At 42.7% G+C, this 17,802-nt stretch carries 22 protein-coding genes and 1 pseudogene; 2 read left to right on the top strand and 21 right to left on the bottom strand.

Annotated elements, in window-relative coordinates; all coding sequences use genetic code 11:
• From QZ565_RS03230 to cdaA, 6 genes and pseudogenes are all read right to left on the bottom strand, one after another.
• Positions 1-227 (bottom strand): annotated as a pseudogene (locus QZ565_RS03230) (4-hydroxy-tetrahydrodipicolinate reductase); the annotation flags it as partial.
• Positions 228-503: 276 nt separating this feature from the next.
• Positions 504-1,352: a DegV family protein gene (locus tag QZ565_RS03225; RefSeq protein WP_295525518.1), complete on the bottom strand. Its 849-nt coding sequence runs from the start codon at positions 1,350-1,352 to the stop codon at positions 504-506.
• 1 nt (position 1,353) lies between these two features.
• Positions 1,354-1,728, bottom strand: a complete 375-nt coding sequence (locus tag QZ565_RS03220; RefSeq protein WP_136937592.1) for a DUF1149 family protein — start codon at positions 1,726-1,728, stop codon at positions 1,354-1,356.
• Positions 1,729-1,801: 73 nt separating this feature from the next.
• The gene (glmM, locus tag QZ565_RS03215) at positions 1,802-3,154 is read right to left on the bottom strand and encodes a phosphoglucosamine mutase (RefSeq protein WP_295525513.1); all 1,353 of its coding nucleotides are present in this window, start codon (positions 3,152-3,154) and stop codon (positions 1,802-1,804) included.
• Between the two features lie 24 nt (positions 3,155-3,178).
• On the bottom strand, positions 3,179-3,958 hold the full coding sequence (locus tag QZ565_RS03210) for a CdaR family protein (protein ID WP_042750804.1): 780 nt from the start codon (positions 3,956-3,958) through the stop codon (positions 3,179-3,181).
• Complete coding sequence (gene cdaA / locus QZ565_RS03205) at positions 3,945-4,802, bottom strand: diadenylate cyclase CdaA (protein ID WP_033681528.1); 858 nt, start codon at positions 4,800-4,802, stop codon at positions 3,945-3,947. Before cdaA ends, QZ565_RS03210 begins: the two co-directional genes overlap by 14 nt.
• 137 nt (positions 4,803-4,939) lie before the next feature.
• On the opposite strand from cdaA, the gene QZ565_RS03200 reads away from it, so the two are divergent.
• The gene (locus QZ565_RS03200; RefSeq protein ID WP_033681527.1) at positions 4,940-5,908 is read left to right on the top strand and encodes an NAD(P)/FAD-dependent oxidoreductase; all 969 of its coding nucleotides are present in this window, start codon (positions 4,940-4,942) and stop codon (positions 5,906-5,908) included.
• A 31-nt stretch (positions 5,909-5,939) separates the two neighbouring features.
• Here QZ565_RS03200 and whiA read toward each other — a convergent pair whose 3' ends face one another.
• The 10 genes from whiA to QZ565_RS03150 form a co-directional block, all read right to left on the bottom strand.
• Entirely contained in the window at positions 5,940-6,851 is a 912-nt protein-coding gene (gene whiA / locus QZ565_RS03195; protein WP_000011276.1) for a DNA-binding protein WhiA, read from the bottom strand.
• Positions 6,848-7,825 (bottom strand): YvcK family protein, encoded by a 978-nt coding sequence (locus QZ565_RS03190; RefSeq protein ID WP_084886654.1) that lies wholly within the window; start codon positions 7,823-7,825, stop codon positions 6,848-6,850. The genes whiA and QZ565_RS03190 overlap by 4 nt, the downstream gene beginning before the upstream one ends.
• Positions 7,822-8,712 carry an RNase adapter RapZ gene (rapZ, locus tag QZ565_RS03185; RefSeq protein WP_295525469.1) on the bottom strand — a complete coding sequence of 297 codons (891 nt, stop codon included), beginning with the start codon at positions 8,710-8,712 and terminating at the stop codon, positions 7,822-7,824. Before rapZ ends, QZ565_RS03190 begins: the two co-directional genes overlap by 4 nt.
• Before the next feature lie 51 nt (positions 8,713-8,763).
• Positions 8,764-9,144, bottom strand: coding sequence for a RidA family protein (locus QZ565_RS03180; RefSeq protein WP_295525466.1), 381 nt, complete (start codon positions 9,142-9,144; stop codon positions 8,764-8,766).
• 10 nt (positions 9,145-9,154) lie between these two features.
• Positions 9,155-9,742 carry a ribosome biogenesis GTP-binding protein YihA/YsxC gene (gene yihA / locus QZ565_RS03175; RefSeq protein WP_020900580.1) on the bottom strand — a complete coding sequence of 196 codons (588 nt, stop codon included), beginning with the start codon at positions 9,740-9,742 and terminating at the stop codon, positions 9,155-9,157.
• Between the two features lie 8 nt (positions 9,743-9,750).
• A complete protein-coding gene (gene clpX / locus QZ565_RS03170) occupies positions 9,751-10,983 on the bottom strand; it encodes an ATP-dependent Clp protease ATP-binding subunit ClpX (RefSeq protein ID WP_025169664.1) in 1,233 nt (410 codons plus the stop codon).
• 36 nt (positions 10,984-11,019) lie between these two features.
• On the bottom strand, positions 11,020-11,190 hold the full coding sequence (locus QZ565_RS03165; protein ID WP_000442260.1) for a hypothetical protein: 171 nt from the start codon (positions 11,188-11,190) through the stop codon (positions 11,020-11,022).
• Positions 11,190-11,696: a dihydrofolate reductase gene (locus QZ565_RS03160; RefSeq protein WP_000162453.1), complete on the bottom strand. Its 507-nt coding sequence runs from the start codon at positions 11,694-11,696 to the stop codon at positions 11,190-11,192. Before QZ565_RS03160 ends, QZ565_RS03165 begins: the two co-directional genes overlap by 1 nt.
• Positions 11,697-11,815: 119 nt before the next feature.
• Positions 11,816-12,490 (bottom strand): (d)CMP kinase, encoded by a 675-nt coding sequence (gene cmk / locus QZ565_RS03155; RefSeq protein ID WP_295525459.1) that lies wholly within the window; start codon positions 12,488-12,490, stop codon positions 11,816-11,818.
• Positions 12,491-12,498: 8 nt separating this feature from the next.
• The gene (locus tag QZ565_RS03150) at positions 12,499-12,999 is read right to left on the bottom strand and encodes an SAG1386/EF1546 family surface-associated protein (protein WP_049487134.1); all 501 of its coding nucleotides are present in this window, start codon (positions 12,997-12,999) and stop codon (positions 12,499-12,501) included.
• A 45-nt stretch (positions 13,000-13,044) separates the two neighbouring features.
• Here QZ565_RS03150 and QZ565_RS03145 point away from each other — a divergent pair, with 45 nt between their 5' ends.
• The gene (locus QZ565_RS03145) at positions 13,045-13,242 is read left to right on the top strand and encodes a ferredoxin (RefSeq protein ID WP_161683526.1); all 198 of its coding nucleotides are present in this window, start codon (positions 13,045-13,047) and stop codon (positions 13,240-13,242) included.
• Between the two features lie 57 nt (positions 13,243-13,299).
• Here QZ565_RS03145 and QZ565_RS03140 read toward each other — a convergent pair whose 3' ends face one another.
• From QZ565_RS03140 to QZ565_RS03120, 5 genes are all read right to left on the bottom strand, one after another.
• Positions 13,300-14,265, bottom strand: coding sequence for a glycosyltransferase family 2 protein (locus QZ565_RS03140; RefSeq protein WP_295525453.1), 966 nt, complete (start codon positions 14,263-14,265; stop codon positions 13,300-13,302).
• Between the two features lies 1 nt (position 14,266).
• Positions 14,267-15,286, bottom strand: coding sequence for a UDP-glucose 4-epimerase GalE (gene galE, locus QZ565_RS03135; protein ID WP_295525450.1), 1,020 nt, complete (start codon positions 15,284-15,286; stop codon positions 14,267-14,269).
• 102 nt (positions 15,287-15,388) lie between these two features.
• Entirely contained in the window at positions 15,389-16,492 is a 1,104-nt protein-coding gene (locus QZ565_RS03130) for an FAD-binding oxidoreductase (RefSeq protein ID WP_000754641.1), read from the bottom strand.
• Positions 16,493-16,508: 16 nt separating this feature from the next.
• Positions 16,509-17,306: a Nif3-like dinuclear metal center hexameric protein gene (locus QZ565_RS03125; protein WP_295525444.1), complete on the bottom strand. Its 798-nt coding sequence runs from the start codon at positions 17,304-17,306 to the stop codon at positions 16,509-16,511.
• On the bottom strand, positions 17,293-17,802 hold a 510-nt coding region (locus QZ565_RS03120; RefSeq protein ID WP_295525440.1), incomplete at its 5' end, for a tRNA (adenine(22)-N(1))-methyltransferase TrmK. The genes QZ565_RS03125 and QZ565_RS03120, both read right to left, overlap by 14 nt.

The following is a 17,802-nucleotide window of genomic DNA, read 5'->3' as shown; positions in this document are numbered from 1 at the left end:
GTATTTTCATAGGCAACAGCTGGTGTAGTAAAGTCTACCCAAACATCCGCTTCAAAATCGACCAAATCAGCCTTATCCTTGAAAACAGGAATTCCCTGCCATTCTGACTCAGACTCAAAAGGATCCAAAACTGCTACCAAGTCCAAGTCTGGATCAGCCAAGACCATCTTACAAGCAGCCTGGCCCATCTTTCCCTTAAAACCAGCAATAATTACTCGAATACTCATCTCTACTCCTGTCTAAGATACAAAGCCTGTAAGAACACAAAGTGAAAATAGGAGTTCTGATCAAGGAGTAAATACTCCTTGGAAGAACTATCTTTTTCACATAGGGTTCCAGGCGTGTTCAATTATCAAGATACAAAGGACCTTAGCTACCCATGAAAAATAGGGAATGTCGCTGACTTTCCATGAAGGGCAAGACAATCATCTTTTTTCATGAGGCAGATAGTCCATGTTCAATTGCTATGATACAAGATTTCTTAACTAGCCTAGAAGCGTCAACTAAATCACTGGAATATAACCTAGAGCAATACTTCCTGCTCCTAGGTGGGTCCCAATAACACTACCAAATGTAGCAAGTGAAATATCCGTACCCACTCCAGATTCAAGTAAGTGCTGACGCAATTCTTCAGCCTTTTCAGGAGCATTTCCGTGAATGACAATGATACGGTATTGGCCTGAAGCTGTGGCTTCCTTGATAATCTCAATTAAACGCTTGGTTGCTTTCTTTTCAGTACGAACTTTTTCGTACACTTCAATCACACCTTGGTCGTTGAAATAGAGGATTGGTTTAATGCTTAGCAGATTGCCCAAAATCGCAGCCCCATTTGAAAGGCGTCCCCCTTTCACCAAGTGGTCCAAGTCATCCACCATGATGAAAGCAGATGTGTGACTAATTTGTATAGCTAACTTATCCTGAATGATGGCAAAATCATCGCCCTGGTCTTTCCAGTTAAAGACATTTTCAACCATGATCCCCAGAGGAGCACTTGTAATCAAAGTGTCTGGGAAAGCAATAATTAAGCCCTCATAATCATCGACCATGTACTGGATATTTTGGTAAAAACCTGAAATTCCAGAAGATAGGAAAAGCCCTAAAGCATGGGTATAGCCTTGTTCTTTGAGCGAAGTTAGAATCTCATCTAACTTGGCAATACTTGGTTGACTGGTCTTAGGCAATTCAGAAGCCTGAGCCATTTTTTGGTAAAATTCCTCAGCAGTCAGATTAACACCTTCAACATACTCCTCACCATCAATATTGACAGGAATATCCAAGACATACAAATCTTCTCTTTGCAAGGTCTCTGCACTAAGATAGGCAGAGGAATCTGTGATAACAGCTAATTTCATATTAGAACTCCAAATTGATGCCTGGTAAGTCTAATGCAATTTCAGTTACTTCGTAAGTCAAACGGTTGAGCATGTTCAAACATGGACGAGCCAAAGTTTCAACTTCCTCTTGATTAAACTCACTTGGTTCATTTACAATACGACCTTCTACATGGTTAACTTGGGAAATCGTTCCACTGATAACAAATTTGTCAAAGACAATCATAAAACTTAAGACAACCACTAAAGATGTCACTTGATTTTCTTGGTCATGTTGGAGTAATTGGAAGTTCACATCCACCTTAGTTTCAGGAGTTCCATTTTCATTTTCCCATTCAAAATTACGCGCATCAAAATGATACTGACTAACAAATTCTTGTTCACGTTTAAGATTCATGTCTTTCTCCCTCGGCTACAATATTATAAGCTATTGTACCATAATTTTTTATTTTCATCTAGTTTTCTAGGATTTAGTCAATCCCGATTTCAGCTCGAACTACGTCTGCGATAGTATCAACATAGTAGTCCACTTCTTCTGTTGTAGGCGCTTCTGCCATAACACGCAAGAGGGGCTCTGTTCCACTTGGGCGAACAAGGATACGGCCATTCCCTGCCATTTCTTCTTCCATCTTCTCGATGATAGCCTTAATAGCTGGCACTTCCATAGCCTTTTCCTTCATGGCATTTTCCACTCGGATATTGACTAATTTTTGTGGATAGATGGTTACTTCTGCTGCCAACTCTGACAAACTCTTACCAGTTTTCTTCATAATTTTAGTCAATTGGACGGCCGACAATTGACCATCACCTGTGGTATTGTAATCCATCAAGATGACGTGACCAGACTGTTCACCACCAAGGTTGTAGCCTGATTTTCTCATTTCTTCAACAACATAGCGGTCGCCAACTGCAGTGACTGCCTTCTTAATGCCTTCACGGTCCAAGGCCTTGTGGAAACCAAGGTTAGACATAACGGTTGTCACGATTGTATTTTGAGCCAATTGTCCTTTTTCAGAAAGGTATTTCCCGATGATGTACATGATTTTGTCACCATCAACGATCTCACCATTTTCATCAACAGCAATCAAGCGGTCACTGTCTCCGTCAAAGGCCAAACCAATAGCTGAGCCGCTTTCTTTGACCACTTCTTGAAGGGCTTCTGGGTGGGTTGAACCAACATTAAGGTTGATGTTAAGACCGTCTGGTGTTTCCCCAATAACCGTTAATTGAGCGCCAAGATCTGCAAAGATTTGACGGGCACTTGTAGAAGCTGCACCATTGGCCGTATCCAAGGCAACCTTCATTCCTTCAAGAGGAGTTCCAGTTGAAACAAGATATCCTTCATACTTACGCAAGCCTTCTGGATAATCTACCAAGGTTCCCAAGCCTTCAGCACTTGGACGAGGAAGAGTATCTTCCGCAGCATCTAGCAGGGCTTCAATTTCTGCTTCTTTTTCATCATCTAGTTTGAAACCATCACCACCAAAGAACTTAATTCCGTTATCAAGGGCTGGGTTGTGACTAGCAGAAATCATGACACCGGCACTTGCCCCTTCAGTTTTTACCAAGTAAGCTACTGCTGGTGTTGCAAGGACACCAAGTTTGTAGACGTGAATTCCTACAGAGAGGAGACCTGCCACCAAGGCAGATTCTAGCAATTCCCCAGAAATACGTGTGTCACGTCCTACAAAAACTTTCGGCGCTTCCGTTTCATGTTGGCTAAGAACATAGCCTCCAAAACGTCCTAGTTTAAAGGCCAATTCTGGCGTTAATTCTACGTTAGCTTCTCCACGGACTCCATCAGTCCCAAAATATTTACCCATTTTTATAAAATCCTTTTCCTATTTTTAATTCGTTTTTGAACTAGTTGCTTTCGTTGACGAAGATGTCTCCGACGAACTGCTTGTAGTTGAATTTGATGTGCTTGAACTTGGTGCTACTGGTTTTGTAGTGACCTTCATTGTCGTATCAAATGGAGTAATCACCGCTGGTAAGACAACACCATTACGGTCGATTGCCTGCAAAGGTACTGAACCACTGTAATTACCTGTTATGCGTTCGCTGGTTGGTAAAAGCGCAATAACTTTGTCAATCTTAGCTAATGTTTCCTGGTCAGTTGTGACCGAAACTCGTTCGTTTGACACGGTTATACTATCAATTTGTAACTTGGGATCAATCTGGCTTTGGTCAACTTGTGGCACAACAAGCATCCCATCTCGCTTAACCTTCTTCCCAACTTTCACTGTAATCTTTTGAGGCGTTGCCACAGCGGTCAATCCACTTGGAAGATTTTCAATATTCAAGGGAACTTCAATCGTTCCAACACTGGCATCCGTCAAATCAGCAGTTACCTTAAACTTACGAGTGCTCTCCTGCATTTCGCTGGCCAAGGTCACACGATTGGCTCCGGTTAATACCACTGAAACTTCTGATGCAAATCCGCTAATGAAATACTGGTCATCATCATAGTGAATAACGATAGGAACGTTCGTTATCGTATTGGTGTAAGTTTCTGATTTAACCTGCCTTGCGGTATTACTATTTTGAAAGTTGGTTGACGTTGCATAGATGAATAAGATACAAGCAAAAAAGAGAGATGAAATGATGTATAGACTATTTTTTCTCATATTTCCAACCTCCTAACAAACGGTCCTTGAAACTGACTTTTTCCTCAACGGCTGGCAAAAGAATTGCTCGTAGCTCTGCTTCAAATTCTTCAATCGTCAAGTCATGCTTGAAAACACCGTTATAGGTAATAGAAATGCCACCTGTTTCCTCTGAGACGATAAAGGTCAAGGCATCGGACACTTCTGATAAGCCGATAGCCGCCCGGTGTCTGGTCCCAAATTCCTTGGAAATTCCTGTGCTTTCTGTCAAGGGCAGATAGGCAGAAGTTACCGCAATCCGATTTTCTCTGATAATCACAGCACCGTCATGTAGAGGAGTGTTGGGGATAAAGATATTAATAAGGAGTTCAGCTGAAATATTGGCATCCAAGGGAATTCCTGTCGCGATGTATTCTTGTAAGGTCCGAACCCGTTGAATGGCAACCAAAGCACCAATCTTACGGGGACTCATGTATTCAACTGACTTAACAAAGGCACGGATCATTTTCTCTTCTGCACTAATTTGAGCAGTAGAAAAGAAATCTGTCGCCCTTCCCAATCGTTCCAAACCAGTCCGAATCTCTGGGGAGAAGATAACAACCGCAGCAATAACCCCATAGGTGATAATCTGATTAATCAACCAAGAAATCGTTGTTAAACCAAGGATATTGGCCACAACCTGGGTTAATACAAAAATCACGACCCCACGCACCAAAATCATAATCTTGGTGCCAGCTATCGCTTTTGTAAAACGATATAAAATATAGGCCACAATCAAAATATCAAACACATTGATGGCAATACTCCAAGGACTAGAAAACAAGCTAGTCCAATATTGCAGGTTGGATAATTGTTGAAAGTTCATCTGCTGTCTCCTCTCTGTCCAAACACGTTCCTTTCTATTATACCATTTTTCTGACATTTTTTTCCCTATCCTACTTCATTTTAAATTAAGGAAAAATATGATAAAATAAACTGACCAGAAAAAACAAAGGAGAAACCATGTCTCAACTCTATGATATTACCATTGTAGGTGGTGGTCCTGTCGGGCTTTTTGCGGCCTTCTATGCCCACCTACGCCAAGCCAAGGTCCAAATCATCGACTCTCTTCCCCAACTAGGTGGACAACCTGCTATTCTCTACCCTGAAAAGGAAATCCTAGACGTACCAGGTTTCCCAAACCTAACTGGAGAAGAGTTGACCAACCGCTTGATTGAACAGTTAAACGGCTTTGATACCCCTATTCATCTCAATGAAACGGTTCTTGAGATTGAAAAACAAGAAGAAGGCTTTGTAATTACAACTTCTAAAGGAAGTCACCTGTCTAAAACTGTTATCATCGCTATGGGGGGCGGTGCCTTCAAACCACGTCCTCTGGAACTAGAAGGCGTTGAAGACTATGAAAATATCCACTACCACGTTTCCAACATCCAGCAATATGCTGGTAAGAAAGTGACGATTCTTGGTGGAGGAGACTCGGCTGTGGATTGGGCTTTGGCTTTTGAAAAAATTGCACCAACTACCCTTGTTCACCGCAGAGATAATTTCCGCGCCTTGGAACACAGTGTCCAAGCTTTGCAGGAATCTTCTGTGATCATCAAGACACCATTCGTCCCTAGCCAACTCCTTGGAGATGGAAAAACACTCGATAAACTTGAAATCACAAAAGTCAAATCTGATGAAACAGAAACTATTGACCTAGACCACCTCTTTGTCAACTATGGTTTCAAATCTTCTGTCGGTAACCTTAAAAACTGGGGTCTGGACCTCAACCGTCACAAGATTATCGTCAACAGCAAACAGGAATCCAGTCAAGCAGGTATCTATGCTATCGGTGACTGCTGCTACTATGACGGAAAAATTGATTTGATTGCGACAGGACTGGGCGAAGCTCCAACTGCTGTCAACAATGCTATCAACTACATCGACCCTGAGCAAAAAGTACAACCAAAACACTCTACTAGTTTATAAAAAATAACCACGAGTCCTACGATTCGTGGTTTTATAGTTCATCGGCTATCTTATTGATTTTTCTGAGTCTGTGGTTGACACCACTTTTTGTAAGGGGAGTGCTGAGACTATCTGCTAACTGCTGGATAGAGTAGTCTGGGTGCTGAATCCGCAATTGCGCTACCTCCTGCAAATCCACTGGCAGGTTTTCTAAGCCCATGATATCTTTGATTTTACTGATATTGTTGATAGTCTTCATGCTGGCAGAAACTGTCCGAGCAATATTGGCTGTTTCTGCATTATTGGCCCTATTGAGGTCATTACGGGTTTCTCGCAAAATCTTAACCCGCTCAAAATCATCTCGCGCCTGCATGGCTCCGATTACTATCAAGAAATCCATAATATCTTCAGCTCGCTGGAGATAGGTCACAGCCCCCTTCTTGCGCTCAAGCACCTTAGCATCCAGTAAAAATTGCTGGAGAAGAGAGGCAATCCCTTGCGCGTGGTCCAGATAAACAGAACTGATTTCCAACTGATACTTGCCTGACTCAGGGTCACGAATGCTTCCATTTGCCAAGAAAGCACCACAGAGATAGGCACGACCTGCTTCCTCATCCGATAAAATCGCCTCATCAATACCTGTTTCCAGACCAAAAAAGGAGTCTGCCAAGTGCAAATCACTCAATAAGTCCTGCACCTTTTCATCTGTAAAAACGGTATATACTCGATTCTTCCGGAGATTGCTCCTTTGGTGATGGCGAATTTCCGATTTGATTTCATAGAAATGGAGGAAGGACTCATAAAGGTGACGGGCCAGTTTGGCATTTTCTGTCACGACAGACAAGGTCAGACCCGAAGTCGAGAGACCGATACTTCCAGACATCTTGATAATGGCAGATAATTCATGCCGACTCAGATGGTGCTGACCTAGGATTTCTTCTTTTACTGCTACTGTGAAACTCATTTTCTCACCTGTATAATCCGCATCAATTCATCCACAATCAAATCTCCATCGTGGAAGGCACCCCCATTTTCCAGACGAAGGAAGTTGGATGAAATCACACGCGGAACTTGCTTACAAAGACCAGCAAAATCATGTTCCACCTGCACCAAGTATTCATCAAAACGGTTGGAATTCATGTATTCCTGAGGCACTTTTTCGATATTCACCAAAACAGTATCGATAAAAGGGCGACCAAGGTGACGATGCAGGACCTCCACGTGGTCACTATCTGTAAAGTGTTCCGTCTCCCCACGTTGGGTCATAATATTGCAGACATAGGCGATTTCTGCCTTAGTTTCCAAAAGAGCCTTCCCAATTTCCTTAATCACGATATTGGGCAAAATCGAGGTAAAGAGGGAACCAGGTCCGAGGACAATCATGTCACTTTCAAGAATGGTCTGCACTACTCGACGGCTAGCCAGAGGCGTATCATCGTTGAGGGTATTGGTCACATAGACATGGTCAATCATGCCTGGATGGTCTGCAATATGGCTCTCTCCAGCCACTTCTGTACCATCCTGAAAGACTGCATGAAGGGTCAAGGGATGGTCACTGGAAGGATAAATCTTCCCTGTTGTATGGAAAAATTTGCTCAACAACTGCATGGCATTATAGGTCGAACCCTGCATTTCTGACAGGCCAGCGATAATGAGATTTCCCAGCGGATGTCCAGCAAAGGCTCCAGCATCTTCAGAAAAACGATACTGAAAGACTTTCTCATAAAACTTAGGCATATCCGACATGGCCACCAGGACATTACGAAGATCACCTGGCGGTGTCAATTGTTGCATATTTTTTCGAAGTTCACCTGATGAACCACCGTCATCTGCTACCGTTACGATAGCAGCAATTTCCACATCTTTTTCACGCAGACTTTTAAGAATGACAGGGATCCCAGTCCCTCCACCAATCACCGTTATCTTTGGTTTTCTCATGAACGGTTTACCGTTTCCTTTCTTCGGTCTTTGTCGCGATGCCCTTCATTGACAGGCCAATTCTTAGATAAGTCTTGCGCCAAGCGTTTAGCAAAAGCCACACTACGGTGTTGACCACCCGTACAACCCATGGCGATGGTCAAAACCGACTTCCCTTCCTTTTGGTAACTTGGCAAAATCGGCTCAATCAAGGCCAACAAATGCTGATAAAAATCTTCTGACTCAGGATGATTCATGACATAGTCATAAACTGGTTCATCCACACCAGTTTGATTACGCAGTTCTGGTAGATAGTAGGGATTTGGCAAGAATCGGACATCAAAGACCAAGTCCGCATCAATTGGGATACCATACTTGAAGCCAAAAGACATGACTTCAATACGGAAAGACTGGGCTTGTTCTTGGTCTGAAAACTGCTCTGCAATGGTTTTACGTAGCTCACGGGGAGTGAGTTCAGTCGTATCCACCACATTTTGGCTCATATTTTTCAAAGGTGCCAAGAGTTCACGTTCCAGCTTGATTCCATCCAAAATCCGACCATCCGCTGCTAGAGGGTGACTCCGTCTGGTTTCCTTGTAACGCGCGACCAATTCCTTATCAGCTGCATCCAAAAAGAGAATTTTAAAGTCCAGTTCTTCCTTATTTTCCAACTCATCCAAAACAGTTTGAATCTCTGAGAAGAAAGAACGGCTACGCATATCCACTACCAAGGCCAACTTATGGTCGTCTTCTTTTGTTTCCACCAACTGCAAAAACTTAGGTAAGAGAGCTGGCGGCATATTATCAATAGCGAAATATCCCAAATCCTCGAAGGACTGAATGGCTACAGTTTTCCCAGCACCACTCATCCCTGTCACAATCACCAAGTGAAGTTGTTTCTTTGTCATCTGTTTCTCCTTATATCAAAAGAAGTTTGGCAGAACCAAACTTCAACTAGCTTATCCAATCTCTGCGATGACTTCGATTTCGACTTTTACATCACGAGGAAGACGAGCTACCTCCACAGCTGAACGAGCTGGAAATTCCTCTTTAAAGGCCGTTTGGTAAACCTCGTTAAAAGGAACAAAGTCGTTCATATCGCTCAAGAAGCAAGTTGTTTTGACAACATGGTCAAAGTCAGTTCCTGCTTCTGCCAAAATAGCACCGATGTTTTTCAAGACTTGTTCTGTCTGTTCTTGAATCGTTTCTCCAACGATTTCCCCAGTTTCAGGAGATAGGGGAACTTGACCACTAGCAAACAAAAGATTGCCAACGATTTTTCCTTGAATATATGGTCCGATAGCCTTTGGGGCCTTATCTGTATGAATTGTTTTTGCCATTTTCTTTTCCTCACAATTTTTCTAAGATTGCATCCCAAGCTTGATCCATCCCTGCCTTGCTGACAGATGAAAAGAGGATGAAGTCGTCACTTGGGTCAAAGTTTAATTTCTTTTTGATTGCTGATTCATGCTTATTCCATTTACCACGAGGAATCTTGTCCGCCTTGGTTGCCACAATGATGACTGGAATCTCATAATACTTGAGAAATTCGTACATCTGCACATCATCTGCTGACGGATCATGACGAAGGTCAACTAGACTGACAACCGCACGGAGATTTTCCCGAGTTGTCAGATACTCCTCAATCATACGCCCCCACTTTTCACGTTCCTTTTTGGAAACGCGGGCATAACCATAACCAGGCACATCCACAAAGCGCATCTTGTCATCAATGTTAAAGAAGTTCAGGAGCTGGGTTTTACCAGGTTTACCTGATGTTCGGGCTAGATTCTTGCGGTTCAGCATGGTGTTGATAAAGCTAGACTTGCCAACATTTGAACGCCCTGCAAGAGCGATTTCTGGCAGTTCATCCTGCGGATAGTGGGACTTATTGGCCGCACTGAGCAAAATTTCTGCATTGTGTGTATTAAGTTCCATAGTCACCTCTAGGCTGTTTCTAGGATTGGTTTATCCGTTCCATCGACAGCTTCTTTTGTGATGCGGACCAATTTCACATTTTCCTGACTCGGTACTTCAAACATAACATCCAGCATAGTTTCTTCGATGATGGAGCGAAGACCACGCGCCCCTGTCTTCCGTTCGATAGCCTTATTAGCAATCTCTTGAAGGGCTTCGTCGTCAAATTCCAACTCGACATCATCATAAGATAACAAGGTTTGGTATTGTTTGACCAAGGCATTTCTTGGCTCTTTCAGGATGCGAACCAAATCATCGACCGTCAATTGTTCAAGAGCTGCAAAGACAGGCAAGCGTCCAATCAACTCAGGGATAATACCAAATTTTTGAATATCTTCTGCGATGATTTCTTGCATGTATGAGCTATTTTCGTCAATTGCCTTGTTATTTTGACCAAATCCAATGACTTTTTCACCCAGACGTTGTTTAACGATTTCTTCAATGCCATCAAAGGCACCACCCACGATGAAGAGGATATTTTTTGTATCCACCTGAATCATCTCTTGTTGTGGATGCTTGCGACCACCTTGAGGTGGCACGCTAGCAACAGTTCCTTCGATAATCTTGAGAAGGGCTTGTTGCACCCCTTCACCAGAAACATCACGTGTGATTGATACGTTTTCGCTCTTCTTGGCAATCTTGTCAATTTCATCCACATAGATAATCCCACGTTCTGCACGTTCAATGTTAAAGTCAGCAGCCTGCAGGAGTTTGAGGAGGATATTTTCCACGTCCTCACCTACATAACCAGCTTCCGTCAGAGCTGTCGCATCTGCGATCGCAAAAGGTACATTCAAGCTCTTAGCCAAGGTCTGAGCAAGGAAAGTTTTCCCCGAACCAGTTGGGCCAATCATCAAGATGTTTGACTTCTGCAAATCCACATCTTCTGACTCTTCACGCGTATCGTGGAAATTGATGCGTTTGTAGTGGTTGTATACTGCTACTGCTAAAGCACGTTTGGCACGATCTTGACCGATTACATAGTGGTTCAAGATATGGAGGAGTTCGATTGGTTTTGGAACTTCAGACAAGTCTGCCAAGACTTCTTCCGCCAACTCCTCTCGAATGATTTCCTGAGCCAACTCCACACATTCATTACAGATAAAGGCGTTGTTCCCAGCGATTATTTTTTGTACTTCTTCTTGGCTTTTGCCACAAAATGAGCAATAAACCATCATATCATTATTCCTAGTTGTAGGCATGATTTCCTTCCGTTCTATTCTATACTGTCATTCTATCTAAAATAAGGTCATGTAAAAAGCATGGATACTATTGACCAAATTGGTAAATGCATTTAACCAGAGCAGGACAGAAAGTCCATAGCGCTTTTTACGAAAAGCCTGTGCCCCTGCAAGCAAGCAGACCAAACACAGCATGGCTGTGAAAAAACCAAATATACTACGTTCCATTAGACTTCCTTTCTCTTGCGGTATTGGATGGTAAAATCATAAGGATTTTTCTCATCTTTGCTATAGAATTTGCTTGAAACTGTCTCAAAAAGAGACAAGTCAAATTCTTCAGGGAAATAGGTATCTCCTTCCACCCGAGCATGAATGTGAGTCACAATCACTTCGTCAAGGTAGGGTTCAAAAGCTTGAAAAATTTGCTTTCCACCTAAAATATAAAGATTCTTATCTTGAGCCTGATACCAGTCCAAGACAGACTGAACATCATAAAAAGTAGCAACCCCGTCTATCTTTTCTTCTGGGTTACGAGTCAAAATCAAGGTCTCCCGTTTGGGAAGCAAGCGACGCCCCATTCCATCAAAGGTCACACGCCCCATCAAGATGGCATGATTCAGAGTTGTTTCTTTAAAGTGTTGCAATTCTGCTGGCAAATGCCAAGGCAGACGATTGTCCTTACCAATCACACCCTCTTCATCCTGGGCCCAAATAGCTACGATTTTCTTAGTCATGCTTCCATCCTTTTCACTGATAGTACTATTTTATCAAAAAACTCAAAAAAAGACTGGTTTGGAATGCGTTCAGTTTGATAGAAAAGAAGCAGGCTAGCTTTAGCCTGCTTCTCCTGTCCCTATGACATGCGTTCTTTTGCTTCTGATTCAATTTTTTCAACTACTTCTTGAATGTTCAAACCAGTTGTATCAAGGTAAACTGCATCCTCTGCTTGTTTGAGAGGCGAAGTCTCACGATGACTATCCTTGTAGTCACGCGCAGCAATTTCCTCTTTTAGGGTTTCAAGGTCTGTCTCAATTCCCTTGGCAATATTTTCCTTGTAACGGCGCTCTGCTCTTTCATCAACAGAAGCTACTAAGAAAATTTTCAATTCTGCTTGTGGCAATACAACAGTCCCAATATCGCGACCATCCATGACAATCCCACCTTGCTGGGCAATCTCTTGTTGGAGAGAAACTAGTTTCTCACGTACTTCAGGAATTGCTGCAATAGCAGAAACATGATTGGTCACTTGATTTTCACGGATAGGATGAGTAATATCCACATCTCCTACAAAAACAAGCTGCTCCCCAGTTTCTGAACGTCCAAAACTGATTGGATGCTGGTCCAATAAGTCTAGAAGTGCTCCAACTTCTTCAACTCCTAATTGGTTCTTGAGAGCCATGTATGTTGCAGCACGATACATAGCACCTGTATCGAGATAGGTATAACCAAAATCCTTAGCAATAATCTTTGCGACTGTACTCTTACCACTTGAAGCAGGACCGTCAATAGCAATTTGAATTGTTTTCATATCAACTCCTATTTGATTTTGATAACATCACCTGGATTAGCAAACCAAGACCCTGTAGCCATATGCCCAGGATTCAAGGCCTCTAGCTGAGCAATCGAGATTCCTGCACGAGCGGCAATGGTTGCTTCTCCTTCTCCAGCCTGAACTGTAATTGTCCCTTCACTATCAGTATGCTCTTCAGAATGACTTTCACTAGATGAGCTCTCTGTAGAAGTTGCTTCTTCAGTCTTGCTAGATGAAGATGCAGATTCTTCTGTTACAGAGGTTGAAACAGGGGCAGATGAATCATAAAAATCTTTCAAGGCTGCTGTACGATTACTCCCTCCACTTGAAAGGTAAATCAATACTATTATCATTACTACAACAATCACGAAAAAGAGACTAGCTAGAATCGTCAAGACACGATTTGCAACAATACCTGTACCTTTTTGATTACGTTGACGTCGTTCCGTTCTTGTCTGTTCTTCCTGATTCTCATAAATATCTTCTTGCCACGGTTCTTTTGCCATACCTTACTCCTTGTTTTTTTTTACTTTTCTTATTACAATATAAATATGAAAATCACACTTATACCTGAACGCTGCATCGCCTGTGGGCTTTGCCAAACTTATTCTGATTTATTTGATTACCACGATAATGGAATCGTGCGCTTTTACGATGATCCTGATCAACTAGAAAAAGAAATCTCTCCTAGTCAGGACGTCGTAGAAGCTGTTAGAAACTGTCCGACACGTGCCTTGATTAAAGATTAACTCTAATACCGATAAGAACGTTCCACTCCTTCTAGTTTAGCATATTTCCATGCAAAATTATAGTCTTTTCTCTTTATTTTTTTCTGTAAAATCAGGAAGGTCACTTTTTTCTTTGACGAGATAAAGTGGTCTTTTTTTAGTCTCTATATAAATCTTACTGATATACTTGCCGAGAATCCCAATGGTCAAGAGTTGAATCCCACCAAGGAAGAGAATAACAGCCATCAGAGAGGTCCAACCTGATGTCGGATTGCCCAAAATGAGGGTCCGAACCACGACAAAAAAGGTCATTAGTAGAGAAATCAAACAAGATAGGAGACCTGCCACAAAGGCGATAATCAAGGGAAAATCTGAAAAGTTAACAATCCCTTCAATGGAGTAGAAAAAGAGTTGCCTAAAACTCCAACTGGTCTTGCCAGCCTGTCTTTCGACATTTGGATAGTCCAGATAATAGGTTTTAAAACCGACCCAGGCAAAAAGTCCTTTAGAAAAACGATTGGACTCGGTCAGGCTTAAAATAGCATCGACTACAGATCTTCTCATCATGCGAAAATCACGGACACCTGACGGCAGGGCTACTGGACTAATTTTTTTCATGAAGCCGTAAAATAGATTAGCACAAACACTGCGAAAGAAGGGTTCCCCCTCTCGACTAATTCTACGTGTCCCAACACAGTCTAAGTCTGCATTCTGGTCTAGTAAATTTTTCATCTCTAGCAACATACTAGGAGGATCCTGGAGATCTGCATCCATCACCACCACTAGATCTCCTGTCGCATACTGCAAGCCTGCATACAGAGCTGCTTCTTTGCCAAAATTTCGCGAGAAAGAAATATAATGCACTGCTGGATTTTGCTCCCGATAGGTCTTTAAGAGTTCCAAGGTCCCATCACTTGATCCATCATCGACAAAGACATACTCGATTTCTGTTCCCAAATCTGGAAGTAAAGCTTCCAAAGCCTGATAAAAAAGAGGAAGTACTTCCTCTTCGTTTAAACAGGGGACAATGATTGACATCACCATCTTAGTCTTCAAATCCATTTGGATGCTTGCTTTGCCAACGCCATGCGTCTTCACACATTTGGGTGATGTCTAATTCTGCTTCCCAACCGAGTTCTGCTTTGGCTTTTGCAGGATCTGAATAGCAGGCTGCGATATCACCTGGGCGACGGTCTACAATGCGGTAAGGAATTGGACGTCCCACTGCTTTTTCCATGTTTTGAATAATTTCAAGAACAGAATAACCTTTACCTGTTCCAAGGTTATACACGTTTAGACCTGAACCTTTTTGGATTTTTTGTAGAGCTGCAACGTGACCTTTAGCCAAATCGACAACGTGGATATAGTCACGAACACCAGTTCCATCTTCCGTATCGTAGTCGTCTCCAAACACTTGCACTTGCTCTAATTTCCCAACGGCTACTTGAGTCACATATGGCAAGAGATTGTTTGGAATACCGTTTGGATTTTCTCCTAGGTCTCCACTTTCATGAGCTCCGATTGGGTTGAAATAACGAAGCAAGACAACGTTCCATTCTGAGTCTGCCTTGTAGATATCCGTCAAAATTTCCTCTAGCATAAGTTTGGTACGACCGTATGGATTGGTCACTGAAAGTGGGAAATCTTCCAAGATGGGCACGGTGTGCGGATCCCCGTAAACTGTCGCAGAAGAACTGAAAATAATGTTTTTACAGTTGTTTTCTTCCATGACCTTCAAAAGGCTAACAGTTCCAGCGATATTGTTGTCATAGTAGGCAAGAGGAATACGGGTAGATTCACCGACAGCCTTCAAGCCAGCAAAGTGAATGACACCTGTTGGTTCTTCTTGCTTGAAAATGTCACGAAGAGTATCTGTATCACGGATATCTGCCTCATAGAAAGGAATTTCAACTCCTGTAATTCTTTCAACAACTTCTAAACTTTTTCTGTTACTATTAACAAGGTTATCCACCACAACAACTTGATGACCTGCTTGGATTAACTCAATAACAGTGTGGGTTCCGATAAAACCTGCTCCACCCGTTACCAAAATCTTTTCTTGCATCTTTTTTCCTCGATTCTCGGATTATTTTTTCTTATTTTACCATTTTTGATAGGGAATGTCATTTGCCATCCTAGAGAGGAGGCTAAAATTTCAGTAAAATTCTTATTCGCTTTTTACCCGTTTGACATAGTTTTCAATTGGGTAGTTTAGAGGGTCCAAGGTCAACTCCTTGCCTTGAATCAGTTGAGCTAGATGGTAGCCAATGATAGGACCCGTTGTGAGGCCTGATGAACCTAGTCCACTGGCTGAATAGACACCTGACAATTCTGGAACCTCTCCAAAGAAAGGAGAGAAATCACTGGTATAGGCACGGATTCCCACACGTTCACCAGATGATTTCGCTTCTGCCAAGGTTGGGTAGTGAGGCAAGGCTGCCTCCTCCATTTTCTGGAGTAAAGTTTCATCTACCGTCAAATCAAATCCCATGTCATTTTCATGAGTAGCACCTAAGGACAATTTCCCACCTGCAAAAGGAATCAAATCCCACTCCCCTTCTGGCATAACAACAGGGTAAGCTTCCATGTCTTGGGCCAGCTGATAATCTCGGAGTTGCCCCTTTTGGGGACGAACATCTACTTCATAACCTAAAGGCTCTAACAGATGTCCCAACCAAGCTCCCGTCGCCAAAATAACCTGATCAAACACCTCTTCGTCAATCTGGTAACCCGATGTTAAAGGTGTCAGACTCACTTTTTCTTTGACCAGCTTGACCTGACTGGCTTCTAGCAAACGAGTCACCAAGAGTTGACCATCTACTCTCGCTCCACCAGAAGCATAGAGCAGACGGTCAAATCCCTGCAAACCAGGGAATAATTCGTTAGCTGATGCTTGGTCCAGAATGGCTAACCGGCCTATCAAAGGAGATTCTTCTCTACGCTGGAGGGCTAGTTGATAGAGTTCTTCCAACTTAGTTTTATCCTTTTTCAGGAGAAAGACTCCCGAACGCTGGTAAAAGTCAATTTCTTTCCCTGACTTCACTAAATCAGCCAACAAATCCACATAAAAGTCAGCCCCCAAGCGCGCCATTTTGTACCAGGCTTTATTGCGACGTTTGGAAAACCAAGGACTGATAATTCCCGCTGCGGCCTTGGTAGCCTGACCTTGTCCATGGTCAAAGACGGTTACTTCTAGGTCACTTTCTTTAGAGAGGTAGTAGGCAGCTGTTGCTCCCACAATTCCTGCTCCAATAATGGCAACTTTTTTCATTGTTTTCACTTTCTAACTAGATATGGTGGAAAGGATTGGTCGATGCTTGACTAGGAAAAATATCAATATCCCAGTCTTTTTCCTCTTTCCATTGACTAAGGAATGCTGCGATTTTTTCCACAAAAAGCACTTCAATATAGTGACCTGGGTCCAAGGCTAGCAAGCCATCAGACAACATATCCTGGGCAGTGTGGTAGTAAATATCACCAGTGATATAGACATCCGCTCCTTTAGCTAAAGCATCCTTATAGAAAGACTGCCCGCTTCCACCACAGATGGCCACTTTTGAAATAGACTTCTGCAAATCACTCTCTTGATAATGTACCATTCGAAGGCTATCTAAACCAAAGACTTGCTTGACATGTTGGGCCAATTCCCCAAATGTCTGAGGCTGAACATTCCCAATACGTCCAATTCCACGTTCAGGGCCAGTTTCCTGCAGATAGATAGTTTCCTCGATACCTAGCATCTGACAGAACCAATCATTGAGACCATTTTCAACGATGTCAATATTGGTATGGCTGACATAAACTGCAATGTCATGCTTAATCAGGTCTATATAAATCTGATTTTGTGGACGGCTAGCTACCAAATCCTTGATGGGACGGAAAATCGGCGCGTGCTTAACAATAATCAAGTCCACACCCTTTTCAATGGCTTCAGCCACCGTTTCTTCACGAATATCCAGAGCAACCATGACACTTTGGATATCCTTGTCCAAAGTTCCAATTTGCAGGCCACGACTGTCTCCCTCCATGGAAAACTCCTGAGGGCAAAAAGCTTCATACGCGTTAATCACTTCACTTGCTAGCATGGAGAACCTCCTTGATGGCTTGAATTTTATCTACTAGAACTTGACGTTCCTCCAGATTTTTTTCTGGGATTTGTCCGAGGGCAAACTCTAGCTTAACAGCTTCTTTTTGCCATTTTTGGACAAAGACTGGACTGACCTCTTTGCACAAGAAAGGTCCAAAGCGGACATCGCTGGCTGATAGCTTCATTTGTCCTGCTTCCACCACCAAAATCTCGTAAAACTTGCCAGCTTCTTCTAAGATGCTTTCAGCTACAATCTGAAACCCATTCTCTTGTAGCCAGATACGCAAGTCGTCTTCACGATTATTAGGCTGGAGGATCAATCGTTCTACATTAGCTAACTTGTCCAAGCCTTCTTCTAAAATCCTAGCAATCAAACGACCACCCATACCAGCAATGGTAATGACAGACACTTGGTCTGCCTCTTCAAAAGCTGCCAAGCCATTGGCTAAACCGACTTTGGTTTTCTCCTTTAGACCCTGCGCTCTAACATACTT

Source organism: uncultured Streptococcus sp., assembly GCF_915066115.1.
Lineage (GTDB): Bacteria > Bacillota > Bacilli > Lactobacillales > Streptococcaceae > Streptococcus.
The sequence above is the reverse complement of the archived record's forward strand: the minus strand, read 5'-3'. Positions and strand labels throughout refer to the sequence as shown.

Bases quoted from the DNA above. Each gene is read 5' to 3' on its own strand.
- QZ565_RS03125 (WP_295525444.1), bottom strand. From the start codon at position 17,306: ATGCTAGCAAGTGAAGTGATTAACGCGTATGAAGCTTTTTGCCCTCAG.
- QZ565_RS03150 (WP_049487134.1), bottom strand. From the start codon at position 12,999: ATGGCAAAAGAACCGTGGCAAGAAGATATTTATGAGAATCAGGAAGAA.
- galE (WP_295525450.1), bottom strand. From the start codon at position 15,286: ATGCAAGAAAAGATTTTGGTAACGGGTGGAGCAGGTTTTATCGGAACC.
- QZ565_RS03225 (WP_295525518.1), bottom strand. From the start codon at position 1,352: ATGAAATTAGCTGTTATCACAGATTCCTCTGCCTATCTTAGTGCAGAG.
- cmk (WP_295525459.1), bottom strand. From the start codon at position 12,490: ATGAAAACAATTCAAATTGCTATTGACGGTCCTGCTTCAAGTGGTAAG.
- QZ565_RS03200 (WP_033681527.1), top strand. From the start codon at position 4,940: ATGTCTCAACTCTATGATATTACCATTGTAGGTGGTGGTCCTGTCGGG.
- QZ565_RS03140 (WP_295525453.1), bottom strand. From the start codon at position 14,265: ATGGTGATGTCAATCATTGTCCCCTGTTTAAACGAAGAGGAAGTACTT.
- QZ565_RS03220 (WP_136937592.1), bottom strand. From the start codon at position 1,728: ATGAATCTTAAACGTGAACAAGAATTTGTTAGTCAGTATCATTTTGAT.
- QZ565_RS03160 (WP_000162453.1), bottom strand. From the start codon at position 11,696: ATGACTAAGAAAATCGTAGCTATTTGGGCCCAGGATGAAGAGGGTGTG.
- QZ565_RS03180 (WP_295525466.1), bottom strand. From the start codon at position 9,144: ATGGCAAAAACAATTCATACAGATAAGGCCCCAAAGGCTATCGGACCA.
- whiA (WP_000011276.1), bottom strand. From the start codon at position 6,851: ATGAGTTTCACAGTAGCAGTAAAAGAAGAAATCCTAGGTCAGCACCAT.
- glmM (WP_295525513.1), bottom strand. From the start codon at position 3,154: ATGGGTAAATATTTTGGGACTGATGGAGTCCGTGGAGAAGCTAACGTA.
- clpX (WP_025169664.1), bottom strand. From the start codon at position 10,983: ATGCCTACAACTAGGAATAATGATATGATGGTTTATTGCTCATTTTGT.
- cdaA (WP_033681528.1), bottom strand. From the start codon at position 4,802: ATGAACTTTCAACAATTATCCAACCTGCAATATTGGACTAGCTTGTTT.
- yihA (WP_020900580.1), bottom strand. From the start codon at position 9,742: ATGGAACTTAATACACACAATGCAGAAATTTTGCTCAGTGCGGCCAAT.
- QZ565_RS03190 (WP_084886654.1), bottom strand. From the start codon at position 7,825: ATGAGAAAACCAAAGATAACGGTGATTGGTGGAGGGACTGGGATCCCT.
- rapZ (WP_295525469.1), bottom strand. From the start codon at position 8,712: ATGACAAAGAAACAACTTCACTTGGTGATTGTGACAGGGATGAGTGGT.
- QZ565_RS03210 (WP_042750804.1), bottom strand. From the start codon at position 3,958: ATGAGAAAAAATAGTCTATACATCATTTCATCTCTCTTTTTTGCTTGT.
- QZ565_RS03130 (WP_000754641.1), bottom strand. From the start codon at position 16,492: ATGAAAAAAGTTGCCATTATTGGAGCAGGAATTGTGGGAGCAACAGCT.
- QZ565_RS03165 (WP_000442260.1), bottom strand. From the start codon at position 11,190: ATGGAACGTAGTATATTTGGTTTTTTCACAGCCATGCTGTGTTTGGTC.
- QZ565_RS03145 (WP_161683526.1), top strand. From the start codon at position 13,045: ATGAAAATCACACTTATACCTGAACGCTGCATCGCCTGTGGGCTTTGC.